A 14,626-nucleotide genomic window follows, 5' to 3' on the forward strand; every position below is an offset into this window, starting at 1 on the left:
AGACGACTTATTATTTCCAGGTCTCTTCCCTTACCAAATCCACTTGTTTACCACTAGGCACTTCCATAACCTGTTCATCAACACTTAGCCAAACAGATTGCGCTGACGGGTTATAGACAAACTGACTATTTGCTGAAAAATGCAGTCTCCTAAATGCCTTGATATAATTAACAATTTCAATATTAGTTGCATACCAAATACCTTCTCTACCACCAATAAATTCAGAAAATTGCTCGATTAAGTCCCAATTATTATCATGGTCAAATTCATAGCTATGGCCCCATACATAGAACATGTATAAATATTGTTTTTTATGTAAAGAAACAAACTCCTCTGCCAGTTGGAAAAGGTTTCGATTATGATGACAAGTTGGATTCCATTCGATAAAATTATCCGGCATGCTAAAGTTGCCTGTACTATTTACTGTTCTTGCATATTCGATCCCTAAATAAGGTAACAACTCTTTCACCAAAGAATTATAAGAACCATTCGGATAGGATAGTCCTCTTACTGGGTAACCTGCCAGTTCTTCCAGCTTTTTTCGATCTTCCATTACTTCTTCTATTAGCTGTTCTTTCGGGGAACGTGCAATGGTAGGGTGTGTGACAGTATGTGCTGACAACTCATGTTCTTGATATAACGACGCTATTTCTTCTGCTGGTATTCTATCTCCTTCTCCGAGTAAGCCTGAATTCAAGTGAAAAGATCCCTTAATTCCATATCGATTAAAGATATCGACTAAACGTCTGTCCGCCGCTCTCCCATCGTCATAGCTCATCGTTAATACTTTGAATTTTCCTTCTGGGAAAGTCATCACTACTTTAGGCATATTATCCATCTCCTTTTGAAGCGTTTTCATTTAATTATAACGTAATTGCGGCAAAATATCTTCTAGTTATACCCGATCGAAATGTGTCTGTTTAAAATCGGTGGAATATTTTAATCCAAAGCCCACCATTCGATCCATTCCAATATGTGCTGTCCAGATTAAACTAACCGCCAATAACAAATCATTAACAAGAAAACCAATAACAACTCCACAAAGTGAAAGAACATATGTATGAAAAATGTTATAGATAATAGATCCGACCTTGTTATTAATCCAATATCCTAGCATTGCAAGATCTGGAGCCAATAATAATAAGACTAGCATTAGCCAACCAAAAGAGAAATAAAAATATGCATAAAGACTTAACGCAAAAACAGCAGCACCTTCTACATGTAACAATAGTTTATTCACAGTACACCGCCTTTTTTTAGCTTACAACCATTCTACTACAAATTAACATTTCGAATGAATAAAGTTTTCGTTAATTTTATCTTATAATAGTAGATAATAACTTTTTTTACACAAAAGGAGACTAATCGATGAACTTTTCACTACTAAACAACCATTATTCCGTCATAAAATTAGCACCGCAAGAAAGCATTCCAGCTCACCTGTTGCAAAGCGATGAGCTTTTTTCTGTATCTTATACAGTAGAGGAATGCTCCATTGTTTGTAATAGTAACATAACGTTTGATAATCATATTATTGTCGACAAGGAAGATGGATGGCGTTGCTTAAAAATTCAGGGGATGCTTGATTTTTCGCTTACAGGAATATTAGCCAACATAGCGACCACTCTTGCTAATCATGATATAAGCATCTTCGCTCTTTCGACTTTTAATACAGATTATATTCTGATCAAAGAAGAAAATCTGAAAAAAACAATAGAAGTGTTGACTGAATCTGGGCATTATGTACACAGTATGAGACAATAAACTTTAAGTGAAGGAAAGGAGAAAGATAAATGCCAACCTCAAATATTAGAATTTGTGATAATGGCCACAAGTACTATAAAAGCAGTGATTGCCCTGTTTGCCCAATTTGTGAACAAGAACGCAAGCCAGGAAGCGGATTTCTTTCTTTACTTTCGGCACCAGCAAGGCGAGCTTTGGAAAACAACGGGATAACTACTTTGGAACAGCTATCGACATATAGCGAAAAAGAGATTTTGAAGCTTCACGGTATGGGTCCAGCTTCTATACCTAAATTAAGAGCTGCTTTAGAGGAATACGGGTTATCATTTCGAAATTAATCACTTAAATTCCTTATGCATACATAATAGAAAAAATCCCCCAGCTTGTTAATTGGGGGATCGCAATTGTTATTCTAAATAAAAATTTCTCATATGTTCCAACTGTTCTGAGTTTAGACCTAATCCTTTTTCTAAAAACAGATCAACGGTTAAATATGTACGCTCTATTTCATCAAGGAAAGACTCTAAATACACTTGTTTTGCTGACATTAACTCTTTAATCGAATCTTTATATTCCTCAGTTAAAGGCTGTGTATTCTCCAATTGTTGCAGCTGCTCCAAATATAAATTTGTTTTTAAATAATCTTCTATAATAATATCTTTAGGTACACCAAGTGCTAGTAAAATAACTGCACTTCCTACTCCGGTACGGTCCTTACCTGCAGCACAGTGAATCAATAATGGTGAATTTTCCGTGTCACATGCTATCTCTATCAATTGCTGCAAGTACAATGTTTCATGAGCCATTTTACGATTCATACCAATCAAAAGCTGTTCCGGCTTATTTTGATCGAACTGTTGTTTCATCAATTCCCAACGTTGTCGGGGATCTAATAGTTGTTCTTCTTCAGTAATCAACGGTAGTGCAATATTCTTAATCCTATCAAATTCAGGGTCTGGATTTTGTTCCCGTTCTATTGAACTTCTAAAATCAACAATCTGTCGAATTCCTAATTGCCGAAACCCTTCTTTGCCGCTTTCACTAAGCTTGGACAATTCACCTGATCGAAATAATACACCTTTTTTCACTTTGCGTCCGTCTAAACTCGGGTAACCACCGAAATCTCTTAGATTAATTGATCCTTCCATTTCCTGACTAGTTAATTCCACATTTGGCAAAATTACAACACCCCTTCTATTAATTTTTAATTCTCATCTTGAGTTGATTACTTATGATTTCCACACTAAATACCATCGCGAAAATTACCAGTGATACAAAAAAAGCTTGGTCAAACTTGTATGAGCGCATAGCGTGTGTCAGCTCCCAACCGATACCACCTGCACCTACCGCTCCTAAAATAGTAGATTCAGCCATATCACCTTCAAACCGCAAGACACACCATGCAATAAAAGCTGTTAATACACTCGGGAATACACCATGGGCTATGATCGAAAACCACCCAGCACCAGTCGCTTTCATTGCTTCGATAATTCCTTCATCAATTTCCTCAATGGATTGAGTAAACACCTTAACCAGCATACCAGCTGCACCCACTGTGATTGCTAGTATCCCTGGAAAGGGGCCTAATCCAACCGCTACAATAAAGATCAACGCCCATATCAGGGTTGGTATTGCACGCAATAACGATGCAATACTTTTGATCAGCCATGACACTATTGGATGTATGGATAGATTATCTGCAGCTGGAAAAGCAAGCACTAATGCACTGAGGATCCCAAGTACTGTTCCAAGAACCGCGACTTGAAAAGATTCCAGCGCTGCCGCTAATACCGGTTGCCATTGTGAAAAGTCAGGAGGAACCATTACAGTGAGTGTTTGAACAAACTCTATCGTCCCTGTTAATAATCGTGTGTAATCAAAGTTTAATTGATATAGAGAAAAAAAGAAAAATAGCGTTCCTATGATTAAATAGACTTTTATAAAGGTATTTCCTTTAGGCTTCTTTGGCATGTTGATTTCTTCCATTTTCAATTGATAAGAACTAGTATTTAAACTCATATAATTCTCTCCCTGACCTGATTTGTTATGAACTCAGTTAATAAAACAATCACTAGAGTTAACAATACAGCCATACTAACTTGTTCATACTGAAATAGCTTAATTTGTGATTGAATCACAAATCCGAGTCCACCACCACCAACCATACCGATGATGGTAGATGCCCGTACATTGATCTCGAGCATATATAATGACCAGCCAAAAAATCCAGGTAAAAATTGCGGAAATACACCTTGTGCTAACACCTGCCAATAACTTGCTCCGGTTGCACGAACTGCTTCAACCTGTCCCATATTGATTTCTTCCAATACCTCTGCAAAAGCTCTTGTTAACGCACCTGTAGATACCATTATGAGAGCAATCGTTCCAACTAATGTTCCAATGCCATATGCCGCTGCCAATAATATCGTCCAAATTAACACAGGAATATTACGAAATAGTGATGAAAAGGCCCGTATAGATACTTGAACTATTGGATGTGGTGATGTCGTAGCAGAGGCAAAAATGGATAAGCACAAAGCAATAGCAGCTCCAACTACCATTGCGACAAAACTCATATAAATCGTTTCCAGTGCCGGTTTTATAAGACCTGCTAACATCGTTAAATCAGGTGGTAATAAATCGAAAACAATAAATTCTGCAGAGGTAGCCGTACCCTCTATTAATCTTCCAAAAGAAAAACCCGTACTTGCACCAGACCAAACTGATATAGCCAATAAGCCAACTAGAAAAAGAACTATTTGTAATCTTTTCTGCTTGCGAATATCATCCAAATGTTTCTGATTCATATTATGCTGACTCCTTTTTTGTTTGATTATAAATTCGATCAATTTCTTCATCTGTTAACTCATCAGGCGTTCCTTCAAACACCTTCTTTCCACTATTAATTCCGATAATACGTGTTGCATATTTCTTCGCTACGTCAACCTGATGAAGGTTACATAAACACGTAATCTTCTCTTCCCGACAAATGGTGTATAAGTAATTCATAATCATTTCTGAAGAGATGGGATCTAAACTTGCTATTGGTTCATCCGCTAACATTAAAGATGGATTTTGAGCTAATGCTCTCGCTATTCCGACGCGTTGCTGCTGACCACCACTTAATTCATCCGCTCTTTTATAAACTTGATCCTTTAATCCAACTCGATCCAAAAGAGTATAGGCTGCTTTTTTCTCCTCAGAAGAGAACAGATAGAACATCCCACGTAAATCACTCATATAACCTAATCGACCGTGTAATACGTTGTTAAGTACAGAAGACCTTTCGATTAGATGAAAGCTTTGAAAGATCATACCAATCTCTCTTCTTATCTTTTTTAACTTTCTACGATTAGCACTTGTAATGTCCTCACCTTTAAAAATAATGTTCCCCTCAGAAGCTTCTACCAAGCGATTCACACAACGAAGTAATGTACTTTTTCCGGCACCACTTGGACCAATTACAACGATAAATTCTCCTTCTTCGACTTTAAAATCAATTCCTTTTAACGCCATTGTTCCATCATTATAGGACTTTTTAACATTGTTTACTTCTAATAAACTCATCTTTAGTACCTCCAATTAATCCAACATTTCTTCCGGCGACATATTTAAGCGTTCGGCAACATCTCTTATGGCATCATAATCTGAGTCATCTACTGGATAATAAGCGTTTGCTCCTTGAAGCTCAAAATATTCCGGATTTTGCTCATGATAATGAAGGGCAAATTCTTTTATTTTTTCTACTAAATCCTCCGGTAAACCCTCTCTATACGTCAGAGGTGCACTTGGTATAGGATCAGTCGTCGCAATTACCTTGTAATCATCTTTATTAATCATGCCAGACTTTGCAAACATATCGATTGTCATTGGTGCCACTGCTGCAGCATCTGCATCACCATTTGCCAAAGCTAATAACGATTTATCATGACCACCTGAATAAGCAACACTCCCAAAAAAGCCTTCAAGATCCTCATTTTCAAGACCTAACTCGTCTAATAAAAGAGCGCGAGGGAATAGATTTCCAGATGTAGATGCCGGATCTACAAATAGAAAAGACGTGCCCTTCAGTTCTTCAAGCGATTCGATATCTGAATCAGCTGGTACGACAATTGCACTTGTATAAAACGCAGATTCCTCACTTTGTCCCATGATCGCAATCGGAACTGCCCCACTTCTTTCTGCTGCAATAATATAACCAAAAGGACCAAAATTCGTTAGATCAACCTTTTCCGCTCTCATGGCTTCAATCATCATCGTATAATCCTGACTCTCAAAAAATTCAATCTCAATTCCTAATTCTGCCGAAAGATCTTCCGCAAACGCCGTACTTGTACGTGCTAACGCATTGTCATCTTCCGTAGCAAGTTTGGCCATTCTTAATACGTCTGGCCATTCACCCTTTTCTTTTCCTTGTGCTTCCTCTGTTCCACTACAACCAGCTATCAGAAAAAGTACACCGACAAACATCATTCCAAACTTTAACTTACGAACAAACATCGTAATCCCTCCATTTGTATTCAACTTGTATACAACTTGTATTATAATGATTAATTATTAATGTTATATAAATGGATTGTTAAAAATCTGTAAAGGATGTTTCTACCAAAAATTACTTGCTGTAGGTACTGAACCGTTGTACTATTATCGTAAGTTCTATTCAGTTAAAGGAGTAAAATGGATGAAGCCATTAGCAGAGGAAGCTTATAGTAAAATAAAAGAAAAAATGCTAGAAGGCACTTACTTGCCAGGAGATATGTTATCAGAAAATCAATTAGCAAAAGAACTAGGTATGAGCAGGACACCCATTCGATCTGCTATTGCAAGATTAGAATCACAAGGTATTGTTACGTCATTTAAAAATAAAGGGATTCTTATCAAGGAAATATCCGCAAAAGATCTACAAGATACTTTAGAGATACTGAATTCATTTATGATATATATATTTGAAACTCGGACTCCTGAAAATCTTGCACTGGACCTTGGAGAATTGAAAATGCATTTAGATAAGCAACTGCGGGCACGTGATGACAATAATTATATTGAGTATGTCAAGAATTCACTTATGTTCGTTAAGTGTATACTGAGTGCTACGCATAACCAGGTAATGGTTCAGACATTGGAGCATAATTATGATCGTCTGTTGATTGTTTCGTTAATGAACTACAAAATCAATCCTCATCAAAAACACTATTCTGCAAATGCACTTAACGAAAAAATCTATACTGCGATTGTTTCTGATCAATTTGAAAAGATAAAACCAATTGTCATTGAACATTTTCAGAGTGTGCGATTGCGATCATTTAATGAAAGGAGAATTTAAAGAAATTAAAATACAGGTAGAAATATACTCTACCTGTACTTTTTCTTAAATTTATTTAATTAAAGTTCTTCCCCATTTGTTTGTATCACATTTTGATACCAGAAAAATGATTTCTTTTTGCTACGTTCAAGTGTTCCGCTGCCATCGTCTTCTTTATCTACGTAAATGAATCCGTAACGCTTGGACATTTCACCTGTAGATGCACTCACTAAGTCAATACAACCCCAAGCGGTATAGCCCATTAAATCAACGCCATCCTCAACCGCTTCTCCCATGGCGATAATATGATCACGTAAATAATCAATTCGATAATCGTCATTTACTGAGCCATCTTCTTCTACTTTGTCCTTCGCGCCCAGACCATTTTCGACAACGAAAAGAGGTACACGATAACGGTCATGTAACTGGTTTAAAGCAATTCTTAAACCGGTAGGGTCAATTTCCCAACCCCAATCACTTGCTTTTAAGAATGGATTTCTAACACCAGCTAAAATATTACCCTCTGCTTGTGTTTCACCCGCTTTTTGTTTCTTCTCTGTACGGGACATGTAGTAGCTAAACCCAATATAATCAACCGTATGTTCTTTAATCAGGTCTAAATCGCCTTCTCTTATATCCAACTCAATATTATGTTCTTTGAAGTAACGATTCATGAACGCAGGATATTCACCGCGCACTTGCACATCTGCACAATAATAGTTAAACAGACGTTCTTCTTGTAGTGCATGCATTACATTTTCCGGATTAGAATCATATGAATAAACTGGTGCATATAGAATCATACAGCCAATTTGTGCATCAGGAATAATTTCATGACAAGCTTTCACCGCTAAGCTGCTTGCGACAAATTGATGGTGGAAAGCTTGGAATGTCGGGGTATATTTATCCTCTTCCCTTTGAATAGAGAAGCCTAACCCCATAATTGGCATGATTAGTCCACTGTTAATTTCATTAAATGTCATCCAGTACTTGACTTTGTTTTGATAACGTTCGAAAATCGCTTTAACATAACGCTCAAAGAATGTTACCACTTCTCTGCTTCTCCAGCCACCATAATTCTTCACTAAATTAACCGGCATTTCATAATGAGAAATAGTTACGACTGGTTCAATATTATGTTTATGCAGTTCATCAAATACCCGATCATAAAATGCTAATCCTTCTTCATTAGGTTCAGTCTCATTACCATTTGGAAAGATTCTCGTCCAGGCAATCGACATTCGAAATACTTTAAAGCCCATCTCAGCAAACAAAGCGATATCTTCTTTATAACGATGATAAAAATCTATCGCCTCATGATTGGGGTATGTATGTTTCTCCGTGTTTACTTCAAAATTAAAGCCAGGTTCTTTTAGTATATCTAGCCGACCTTTTCCACCTGGTAATACGTCCGCTATGTTTAAACCTTTATTTTCCTCATGGAATCCACCTTCAATCTGATTGGCTGCAGTAGCTCCACCCCATAGGAAATTTTCCGGAAAATGATATGTTTTTGTCGACATGACATGACCTCCTGTTACATATTCTATTTGCATTATAGTGTGGATCATAAGTATGGTAAATATAAATCCAACTTTCTGTTGTATATAACAGCTTTCGTGACATGTTTCATCAGTGATTCACTATGTAACATTATGTTAAAATGGAAGAAAGACTTTTGGAAGAAGGGATTCCACAGACATGTTTACCCATGAAATGATTGCTTCCTTTAATGAATTAGAGTTAGCGCTGTATAACTATATATCGAAAAACAGTGAAAAAGTAGCTTACATGAGAATTCGTGAATTAGCGGAGGAAACACATGTATCGACAGCTACGATTTTACGCTTTTGTCGCAAAGTAAATTGTGATGGCTTTTCAGAATTTAAAGTAAAATTAAAAATCGATTTAGAGGAAAACAAGCGGACGGTTATCAAAAATCCTCAGCATTCCATTACAGAATTCTTTGAGCGTACACTAACTGGAGATCTGGAAGGAAATATGAATGATGCGGCCAAATTAATAGCAGAAGCAGAAAGTGTAATTTTCACAGGGATCGGAAGCTCAGGTATTCTAGCAGAATATGGAGCAAGATATTTTTCCAGTATGGGGAAATTTTCGGTTTATATCAAAGATCCTCATTATCCGATTCACGCTAAGTTTCGCTATAATAGTGTAACAATTGTGCTATCAGTGTCCGGAGAGAACCCGTTTACTGTGACTCAGGTTAATCAGCTCAAACAAGAAGGCAGTAAAATTATTAGCATTACCAATAATAAACTTTCAACAATAGCCAAAATATCAGATATTAATCTTGCCTACTATGTTACGGAAGAATGGTTTCAAGATTCCAATGTTACGACGCAAGTACCGGTTGTTTATATATTGGAATCTATTGCAAGAAAAATATCACATCACCATGATCATTGAGTGAAAAAAGAAGAGGAAAAAACGATATCCTTCCCATAATAGATTGTCACCAATGTAAGACCTAATAACACAATGTTTTCGACAGTCCCACCAGTCTTAGTCGTGAATGGGAAACGAACGGTTATATTAACTGGATAGAGCAATTTGATACCTTGTTTCGTCGCAGCATCTAATAACAAATGGCTGATGATACCAACAATAATTCCTGCGATTAAAGATGCATTACTAGTCATCATTGATAATAAAAATCCAATTAAAAGTAGAAATAATAGACTATGTGTAAAAGTCCGGTGACCGAATAATGTATTGATTAATTTTGATAGAAGCGGGAACTTCCGTCCAATCTTACTTCCTCCGTGACATATATCTGGTATGATGCCACCAATTGCTCCAGCAAAGATAAACCAGGCAGGGTCATAACCTGTAGAAGTGGTTAAAGCGGTTGTTGCGGCAATCCCACCCATGATATGTGTTTTTCCAGTCATATGTATGTCTCCTCTTCATGATGCAAATAGATTACGAGATGAAGTATTTATACTATCATATCATTTTTAACCAATCAAGAACATACGTTCACACCAAAAAGGAAATTGACCCGCCTGTAGCCCAGTAATGTAACTATGACACACTTCCTTTATACATCTTGATCCATTCATTTACTGTTATTTTAGAAGCCAATTCGCCAAGTAGATCAAATGGAATCTTTTTAGGATTTGTAAATCGGATACAGCTTTTACCCATGTTCAACTTGGTTGACATGTGATTGGGGTATTCCTTCTGAAACCAATCTAACAATTCCTGATCAGCATAGATTCCCATATGATAAACAGCGATGTGTTTCTTTTGTGCCGCGATACTGATAAATGGAAGTGGTGTGCCTTCTTGAACATGATAACCTTCCGGAAATATGGACAATGGAACAACAAACGAAGGCATTCCGTACTGCATTTCAAGTGTAAAACCATCTGGAATGTTCTGATTGATCGTATGATAAAGTTTTGTAAAAGGTTCGTGCCACTTTTCTTCTTTATCTTTTAAATATGTTTGAATCATCGCTTCTGACATAAACGTTCCTCCTTATTTTCTTTCTATTTTAACATAGTGTTTTAATTAGGTGGAGAAAGCAAATCTAGGACTCTCCAATCTTACGGACAGTTTGATCGGGTTTTGTTAATTTTTGTCCATAAGATTAAATCTTATGGACAACTTATTTTGATATAACATTATTTTGTCCGCAAGAAACATTCTTATGGACAGTTAAATCGCAAATAACATTTTTTTGTCCGTAAGAACGATTCTTACGGACACATTCCTAATTCCTCTGCTTATTTTGTCCATAAATATAAGAGGGTAGGCTTAAACCTACCCTCTATCATTATTCTCCATTCGTTACTTCTGGCTTTTCTGTTTTTGCCCCTGCTAAACTATTCTTAATTTTTGATTCATTATTGGATGCCACATTATCTAACATCCCTTTTAAGTCAACGCCAGATACATCCTTTAATGTTTCTGGTAAATGGCTCATTAATTTAGTTACATAATTACTCATACGAGTAGCTCCATCGCCATCACCTTTGCCACTATCAACAACGGTAACCTTATCAATCGAACGAACTGGTTCAGCAATTTTGCCAGCGAATTCAGGAAGCATATTGATAATCATTTCGAGTATCGCTGCTTCTCCATATTTCTCCATTGCTTCGGCAAGTTTTTCTTTTGCTTCTGCGTCTGCTAAACCTTTTTGACGAATAGCATCTGCTTCTGCTTCCCCGTCTAAACGAATTTGTGCAGCTTCTGCCTCTGCCTTTTTAACACGAGTAACTTTATCTGCCTCCGCTTTTTGCTCCGTTGCATAACGTTCTGCCTCTGCCTTTTTAGAGATTTCCGCTTCATATTGACGTTGCTTACGAAGTACTTCTTTTTCGTCAATTTCAATTTGTTTATTTTTCTCTACAAGCTGGATTTGCATTTCTTCTTGTTTAACTTGTTGTTCTGATTTTGCTCCTTGTAATTTGTACGCCATATCTGCTTCTGCCTTGGCAGTATCTTGATCACGTTTATATGCCGCTACTTTCAATTCTTTCTCTTTCGTTGACTCAGCAATTTGTGTCTCACTTAACAATTCTGCACTTTGACTTTCACGCTCTGCTTGCGCTTTTTGAATGCGGGCATCTCTCATTGCGTTCGCTTCGGCAATTTGGGCATCTCTTTTTACTTCTGCAATACGAGGCTTCCCTAGCGCTTCCAAATAGCCATTTTCGTCTTGCACATCTTTGATAGTAAACGAAACAATTTGCAGCCCCATTTTCTTTAAATCAACAGCAGCTTGAGTTTGTACTTCTTGGGCGAATCGTTCACGATTTTTGTAGATCTCCTCTACTGTCATCGTACCTAAAATTGCTCGCAAATGACCTTCCAATACTTCTTGTGCTTCTTTTCGAAGTTCGGAATCGTCTTTTCCCAAGAATTGTTCCCCTGCTGTTGCAATACCTTCTGTTGTGCTTTGCACTTTGATAATCGCTGTCCCATCAGCCATTACTGGTACACCATTCTCGGTGTAAACATTCGGTGTAGAAATATCTAAACTATGAGAGCGCAAACTGATGTTTTCTTTCTGTTGGAAAACTGGTAGGATAAAAGCACCGCCACCACGGACGATCTTAATGCCACCTCCATCATCCGTTCTGTGTACATTCTTGCTCCCTAAAAAACTACCTGTTACGATCATAGCATCGTCTGCGCCAACTGTTTTATAGCGGGCTGCAAATAGAATCGCAAATGCTAGGATAACCGCAACGACGACACCAATAACAATCAAAAAATCCATTCTTAGCCTCCTATATTAAATTTCATCGAGCTCAGAAACTTGTAACACATGGTCTTCCACCTTGACTACCACAACCTGCTGTCCTTGCTTAATTACCTTTTGATCAAAACTTACTGCGGTTTCATTTCGGCTTCCACTAGTTGAGGAAATAAATACTTCCCCCATGCCTTGAGCAGGGATTGTGGTAATCACCTCGCCAACTTTACCCTCTAGGTCATGAACCGATATGGAGGTAGAAGACTCGGCATTCGACATCGGAATCACGAGAAAATAGTATATAAGTACGTATGCCCCTATTCCTATTAATAAACTAATTAGTAAGACATAGATCTCACTTAAGGAAGAATACTTAGTCAGTAAGACACCTGATCCTCCCACAACAGATAACGTACCAAAAACTAGTAATGGATTAAAAAATTCTCCTAAACTATCAAAAAGACTATCTAAGAGACCGTCCAATACATTGCCTAGTAAAAGGGAAATAATCGCAAATCCTAGACTTCCCCACAATAACCACCAATAAATATCTAGTACTCCAATATGTACACCTCCTGATGATTTCTTATTAGTATATACGAACCAGAAACAAAAAAGTTCCCAATTTTTTGCACAAAAAGGGAACAGTGTAATAGTTATGTAAATTTATTACTTTTTACAACGCAAATCTTCTTATTGATTTTAACCTTCTATCTGTTCACTAGCTTGTTCAGATCGTTGACCCTTCACAAACATAATAAAGCCAAACATAAACAGAGATAACCCTGCAAGTACTAATGAAACGATCATTGTGGGAAACTGATCCATCATACTACCAGTAACTAGTGGAAGAACAATACCTCCTACTCCCCCAGACGCTATCAATATACTAGTATTTCGTTCGGTACTACCGGGAAGCATTTGGTTAGCATATACAAGGGCAATGCCAAATATACCAGCCATCATCAACCCGATCAGGACAATTAAGACATATCCTAGCCACAAGTTTGTAATAAAACCTAGACTCGCAACAAAAACGACGGTTCCAAAGCAACAAACCATTAAATACCGAGCATAGTTCATTTTTTCGGCTAAGTAACCTGCTGCCAAGCGTCCTACAACCATCGCTCCCCAAAAAATGGTGACGGCTAGCGTTGCCGCAAAGGTTTCTGTGTTTAATTTGCTAATAAGAATGGATGGTAAAAAATTCATGATACTGACTTCTGTTCCAACATAAATAAGGAAAAACAGAATAAATCCAATAAATAGGACATATTTGCCTCCTAAAAATGCAGTTGATTCTGTCTGCTTATGTTTTTCTGGCTCGATTGATTTTGTCATCAAATTATCTAGTGAGCCAAAGGATACCTTCATCCATACCAGACACATAAGAAGCGCATATAAACCTAGCACCAAGAAGGAATAACGCCATAAGTCTGTTGATGCTAACCAACCAGATATAATAGGCATAATCAGTGATCCTATCCCAAAGAAAACTTCTAATCTACTAAATGCCACTGCTGGTTTATCTTTAATCGCATCAATAATAAGTGATCCTACCAAAGGCTCGATAATTCCAAATCCTAATCCACAAAATACAGCGATGACCAACCACCAAGTCCATGGTATCAATAATACAAATGCCATTTGTGCGATTCCAATCGATAGAATGGCGAATATGACAGCACGTCTTCGTCCTAGAAATTTCGATATATAAGACGAGCAAATAACACCTGTCAGAAAGCCAACTGATTGACAGGCTATCAAGACACCACCATCTGTATAATTTCGGTTATAATAATCCAAAATTTCCGTTAACAAAGAACCTATAATAATATGTGTTAATCCTATTAACAAATAGGTAAAGCAAGCAATCCATAGTAACTGTTTCATATTATCCCCCAAAGTAACTGATTGTTTTTTTACAGATTATTTCACTTCTTATACGGAAGTGATGAGTTTACTATATCACAGAGAGTATCATACTTCCTTTCTGATTATTGGTAGATAAAGCTATTGATAGTAATAGATTTGTTCATCCTGTTGGTTTTGGAGATTATCCTAGTTTATTCTACAAATCTTTGCTCTTCCTTATTGGATTTGTCGTTTATCTTGGTTTATTCTACAAATCTTTTGCTCTCTCTTAATGAATTTAATTTATTATTCACCTCCATTTGAACTATTCACGATGATTCACTAATCATCCACGAGTTTCTGAACGCTCGTAGCTAGACCAATACGCAAATTTTCTTTACTTATAAGAAAAGCGCAGAGCGCCCGCTTAGAAACGTAGCGACTGGAGCTAATTAACTGAGATAAAGGAATCACGGTGAGCTTGCGAACCGATG

The 14,626-nt window shown here is 37.1% G+C and carries 17 protein-coding genes; 4 read left to right on the top strand and 13 right to left on the bottom strand.

Going from position 1 to position 14,626, the window contains the following annotated elements; all coding sequences use genetic code 11:
* Window positions 1–10 precede the first annotated feature (10 nt).
* Together ACTWP4_RS09385 and ACTWP4_RS09390 are read right to left on the bottom strand one after the other, a co-directional pair.
* The gene (locus tag ACTWP4_RS09385) at window positions 11–829 is read right to left on the bottom strand and encodes a polysaccharide deacetylase family protein (RefSeq protein ID WP_443128505.1); all 819 of its coding nucleotides are present in this window, start codon (window positions 827–829) and stop codon (window positions 11–13) included.
* Window positions 830–895: 66 nt separating this feature from the next.
* Complete coding sequence (locus ACTWP4_RS09390) at window positions 896–1,240, bottom strand: DUF4260 family protein (protein WP_443128506.1); 345 nt, start codon at window positions 1,238–1,240, stop codon at window positions 896–898.
* A gap of 128 nt (window positions 1,241–1,368) precedes the next feature.
* On the opposite strand from ACTWP4_RS09390, the gene ACTWP4_RS09395 reads away from it, so the two are divergent.
* Together ACTWP4_RS09395 and ACTWP4_RS09400 are read left to right on the top strand one after the other, a co-directional pair.
* The gene (locus tag ACTWP4_RS09395; RefSeq protein ID WP_443128507.1) at window positions 1,369–1,764 is read left to right on the top strand and encodes an ACT domain-containing protein; all 396 of its coding nucleotides are present in this window, start codon (window positions 1,369–1,371) and stop codon (window positions 1,762–1,764) included.
* Between the two features lie 29 nt (window positions 1,765–1,793).
* The gene (locus ACTWP4_RS09400; protein WP_443128508.1) at window positions 1,794–2,081 is read left to right on the top strand and encodes an RNA polymerase alpha subunit C-terminal domain-containing protein; all 288 of its coding nucleotides are present in this window, start codon (window positions 1,794–1,796) and stop codon (window positions 2,079–2,081) included.
* Window positions 2,082–2,150: 69 nt separating this feature from the next.
* Here the strand turns inward: ACTWP4_RS09400 and ACTWP4_RS09405 are convergent, their stop codons facing one another.
* The 5 genes from ACTWP4_RS09405 to ACTWP4_RS09425 are packed head-to-tail and all read right to left on the bottom strand — an operon-like array spanning window position 2,151 to window position 6,243.
* A complete protein-coding gene (locus ACTWP4_RS09405; protein ID WP_443128611.1) occupies window positions 2,151–2,912 on the bottom strand; it encodes a tyrosine-protein phosphatase in 762 nt (253 codons plus the stop codon).
* Between the two features lie 28 nt (window positions 2,913–2,940).
* Entirely contained in the window at window positions 2,941–3,762 is an 822-nt protein-coding gene (gene phnE, locus ACTWP4_RS09410; protein WP_443128509.1) for a phosphonate ABC transporter, permease protein PhnE, read from the bottom strand.
* Entirely contained in the window at window positions 3,759–4,550 is a 792-nt protein-coding gene (gene phnE / locus ACTWP4_RS09415; protein ID WP_443128510.1) for a phosphonate ABC transporter, permease protein PhnE, read from the bottom strand. Before phnE (ACTWP4_RS09415) ends, phnE (ACTWP4_RS09410) begins: the two co-directional genes overlap by 4 nt.
* Before the next feature lies 1 nt (window position 4,551).
* Window positions 4,552–5,310, bottom strand: a complete 759-nt coding sequence (gene phnC / locus ACTWP4_RS09420) for a phosphonate ABC transporter ATP-binding protein (RefSeq protein ID WP_443128511.1) — start codon at window positions 5,308–5,310, stop codon at window positions 4,552–4,554.
* 15 nt (window positions 5,311–5,325) lie between these two features.
* A complete protein-coding gene (locus tag ACTWP4_RS09425) occupies window positions 5,326–6,243 on the bottom strand; it encodes a phosphate/phosphite/phosphonate ABC transporter substrate-binding protein (RefSeq protein WP_443128512.1) in 918 nt (305 codons plus the stop codon).
* A gap of 181 nt (window positions 6,244–6,424) precedes the next feature.
* Between ACTWP4_RS09425 and ACTWP4_RS09430 the strand changes: the two genes are divergently transcribed.
* Complete coding sequence (locus tag ACTWP4_RS09430) at window positions 6,425–7,066, top strand: GntR family transcriptional regulator (RefSeq protein ID WP_443128513.1); 642 nt, start codon at window positions 6,425–6,427, stop codon at window positions 7,064–7,066.
* 59 nt (window positions 7,067–7,125) lie between these two features.
* On the opposite strand, the gene ACTWP4_RS09435 is transcribed toward ACTWP4_RS09430, so the two are convergent.
* Window positions 7,126–8,568, bottom strand: a complete 1,443-nt coding sequence (locus tag ACTWP4_RS09435; protein WP_443128514.1) for a glycoside hydrolase family 1 protein — start codon at window positions 8,566–8,568, stop codon at window positions 7,126–7,128.
* 178 nt (window positions 8,569–8,746) lie between these two features.
* On the opposite strand from ACTWP4_RS09435, the gene ACTWP4_RS09440 reads away from it, so the two are divergent.
* Window positions 8,747–9,475 carry a MurR/RpiR family transcriptional regulator gene (locus tag ACTWP4_RS09440; protein WP_443128515.1) on the top strand — a complete coding sequence of 243 codons (729 nt, stop codon included), beginning with the start codon at window positions 8,747–8,749 and terminating at the stop codon, window positions 9,473–9,475.
* Here ACTWP4_RS09440 and ACTWP4_RS09445 read toward each other — a convergent pair.
* The 5 genes from ACTWP4_RS09445 to ACTWP4_RS09465 form a co-directional block, all read right to left on the bottom strand.
* A complete protein-coding gene (locus tag ACTWP4_RS09445) occupies window positions 9,469–9,960 on the bottom strand; it encodes a metal-dependent hydrolase (protein WP_443128516.1) in 492 nt (163 codons plus the stop codon). The two genes, ACTWP4_RS09440 and ACTWP4_RS09445, sit on opposite strands and share 7 nt — an antisense overlap.
* Window positions 9,961–10,093: 133 nt before the next feature.
* Window positions 10,094–10,540, bottom strand: coding sequence for a DUF1801 domain-containing protein (locus ACTWP4_RS09450; RefSeq protein ID WP_443128517.1), 447 nt, complete (start codon window positions 10,538–10,540; stop codon window positions 10,094–10,096).
* A 310-nt stretch (window positions 10,541–10,850) separates the two neighbouring features.
* A complete protein-coding gene (locus ACTWP4_RS09455) occupies window positions 10,851–12,302 on the bottom strand; it encodes a flotillin family protein (RefSeq protein WP_443128518.1) in 1,452 nt (483 codons plus the stop codon).
* Window positions 12,303–12,317: 15 nt separating this feature from the next.
* Complete coding sequence (locus ACTWP4_RS09460; RefSeq protein WP_443128519.1) at window positions 12,318–12,812, bottom strand: protease; 495 nt, start codon at window positions 12,810–12,812, stop codon at window positions 12,318–12,320.
* A gap of 168 nt (window positions 12,813–12,980) precedes the next feature.
* Entirely contained in the window at window positions 12,981–14,171 is a 1,191-nt protein-coding gene (locus ACTWP4_RS09465; protein ID WP_443128520.1) for an MFS transporter, read from the bottom strand.
* Between the last annotated feature and the right edge of the window lie 455 nt (window positions 14,172–14,626).

It is taken from the genome of Gracilibacillus sp. D59 (assembly GCF_052246695.1).
Classification (GTDB): Bacteria; Bacillota; Bacilli; order Bacillales; family Amphibacillaceae; genus Gracilibacillus.

Coding starts and splice junctions, on each gene's coding strand:
- ACTWP4_RS09455 (WP_443128518.1), bottom strand. CDS start 12,302: ATGGATTTTTTGATTGTTATTGGTGTCGTCGTTGCGGTTATCCTAGCA.
- ACTWP4_RS09430 (WP_443128513.1), top strand. CDS start 6,425: ATGAAGCCATTAGCAGAGGAAGCTTATAGTAAAATAAAAGAAAAAATG.
- ACTWP4_RS09385 (WP_443128505.1), bottom strand. CDS start 829: ATGCCTAAAGTAGTGATGACTTTCCCAGAAGGAAAATTCAAAGTATTA.
- phnE (WP_443128510.1), bottom strand. CDS start 4,550: ATGAATCAGAAACATTTGGATGATATTCGCAAGCAGAAAAGATTACAA.
- phnC (WP_443128511.1), bottom strand. CDS start 5,310: ATGAGTTTATTAGAAGTAAACAATGTTAAAAAGTCCTATAATGATGGA.
- ACTWP4_RS09465 (WP_443128520.1), bottom strand. CDS start 14,171: ATGAAACAGTTACTATGGATTGCTTGCTTTACCTATTTGTTAATAGGA.
- phnE (WP_443128509.1), bottom strand. CDS start 3,762: ATGAGTTTAAATACTAGTTCTTATCAATTGAAAATGGAAGAAATCAAC.
- ACTWP4_RS09400 (WP_443128508.1), top strand. CDS start 1,794: ATGCCAACCTCAAATATTAGAATTTGTGATAATGGCCACAAGTACTAT.
- ACTWP4_RS09425 (WP_443128512.1), bottom strand. CDS start 6,243: ATGTTTGTTCGTAAGTTAAAGTTTGGAATGATGTTTGTCGGTGTACTT.
- ACTWP4_RS09435 (WP_443128514.1), bottom strand. CDS start 8,568: ATGTCGACAAAAACATATCATTTTCCGGAAAATTTCCTATGGGGTGGA.
- ACTWP4_RS09440 (WP_443128515.1), top strand. CDS start 8,747: ATGTTTACCCATGAAATGATTGCTTCCTTTAATGAATTAGAGTTAGCG.
- ACTWP4_RS09445 (WP_443128516.1), bottom strand. CDS start 9,960: ATGACTGGAAAAACACATATCATGGGTGGGATTGCCGCAACAACCGCT.
- ACTWP4_RS09450 (WP_443128517.1), bottom strand. CDS start 10,540: ATGTCAGAAGCGATGATTCAAACATATTTAAAAGATAAAGAAGAAAAG.
- ACTWP4_RS09395 (WP_443128507.1), top strand. CDS start 1,369: ATGAACTTTTCACTACTAAACAACCATTATTCCGTCATAAAATTAGCA.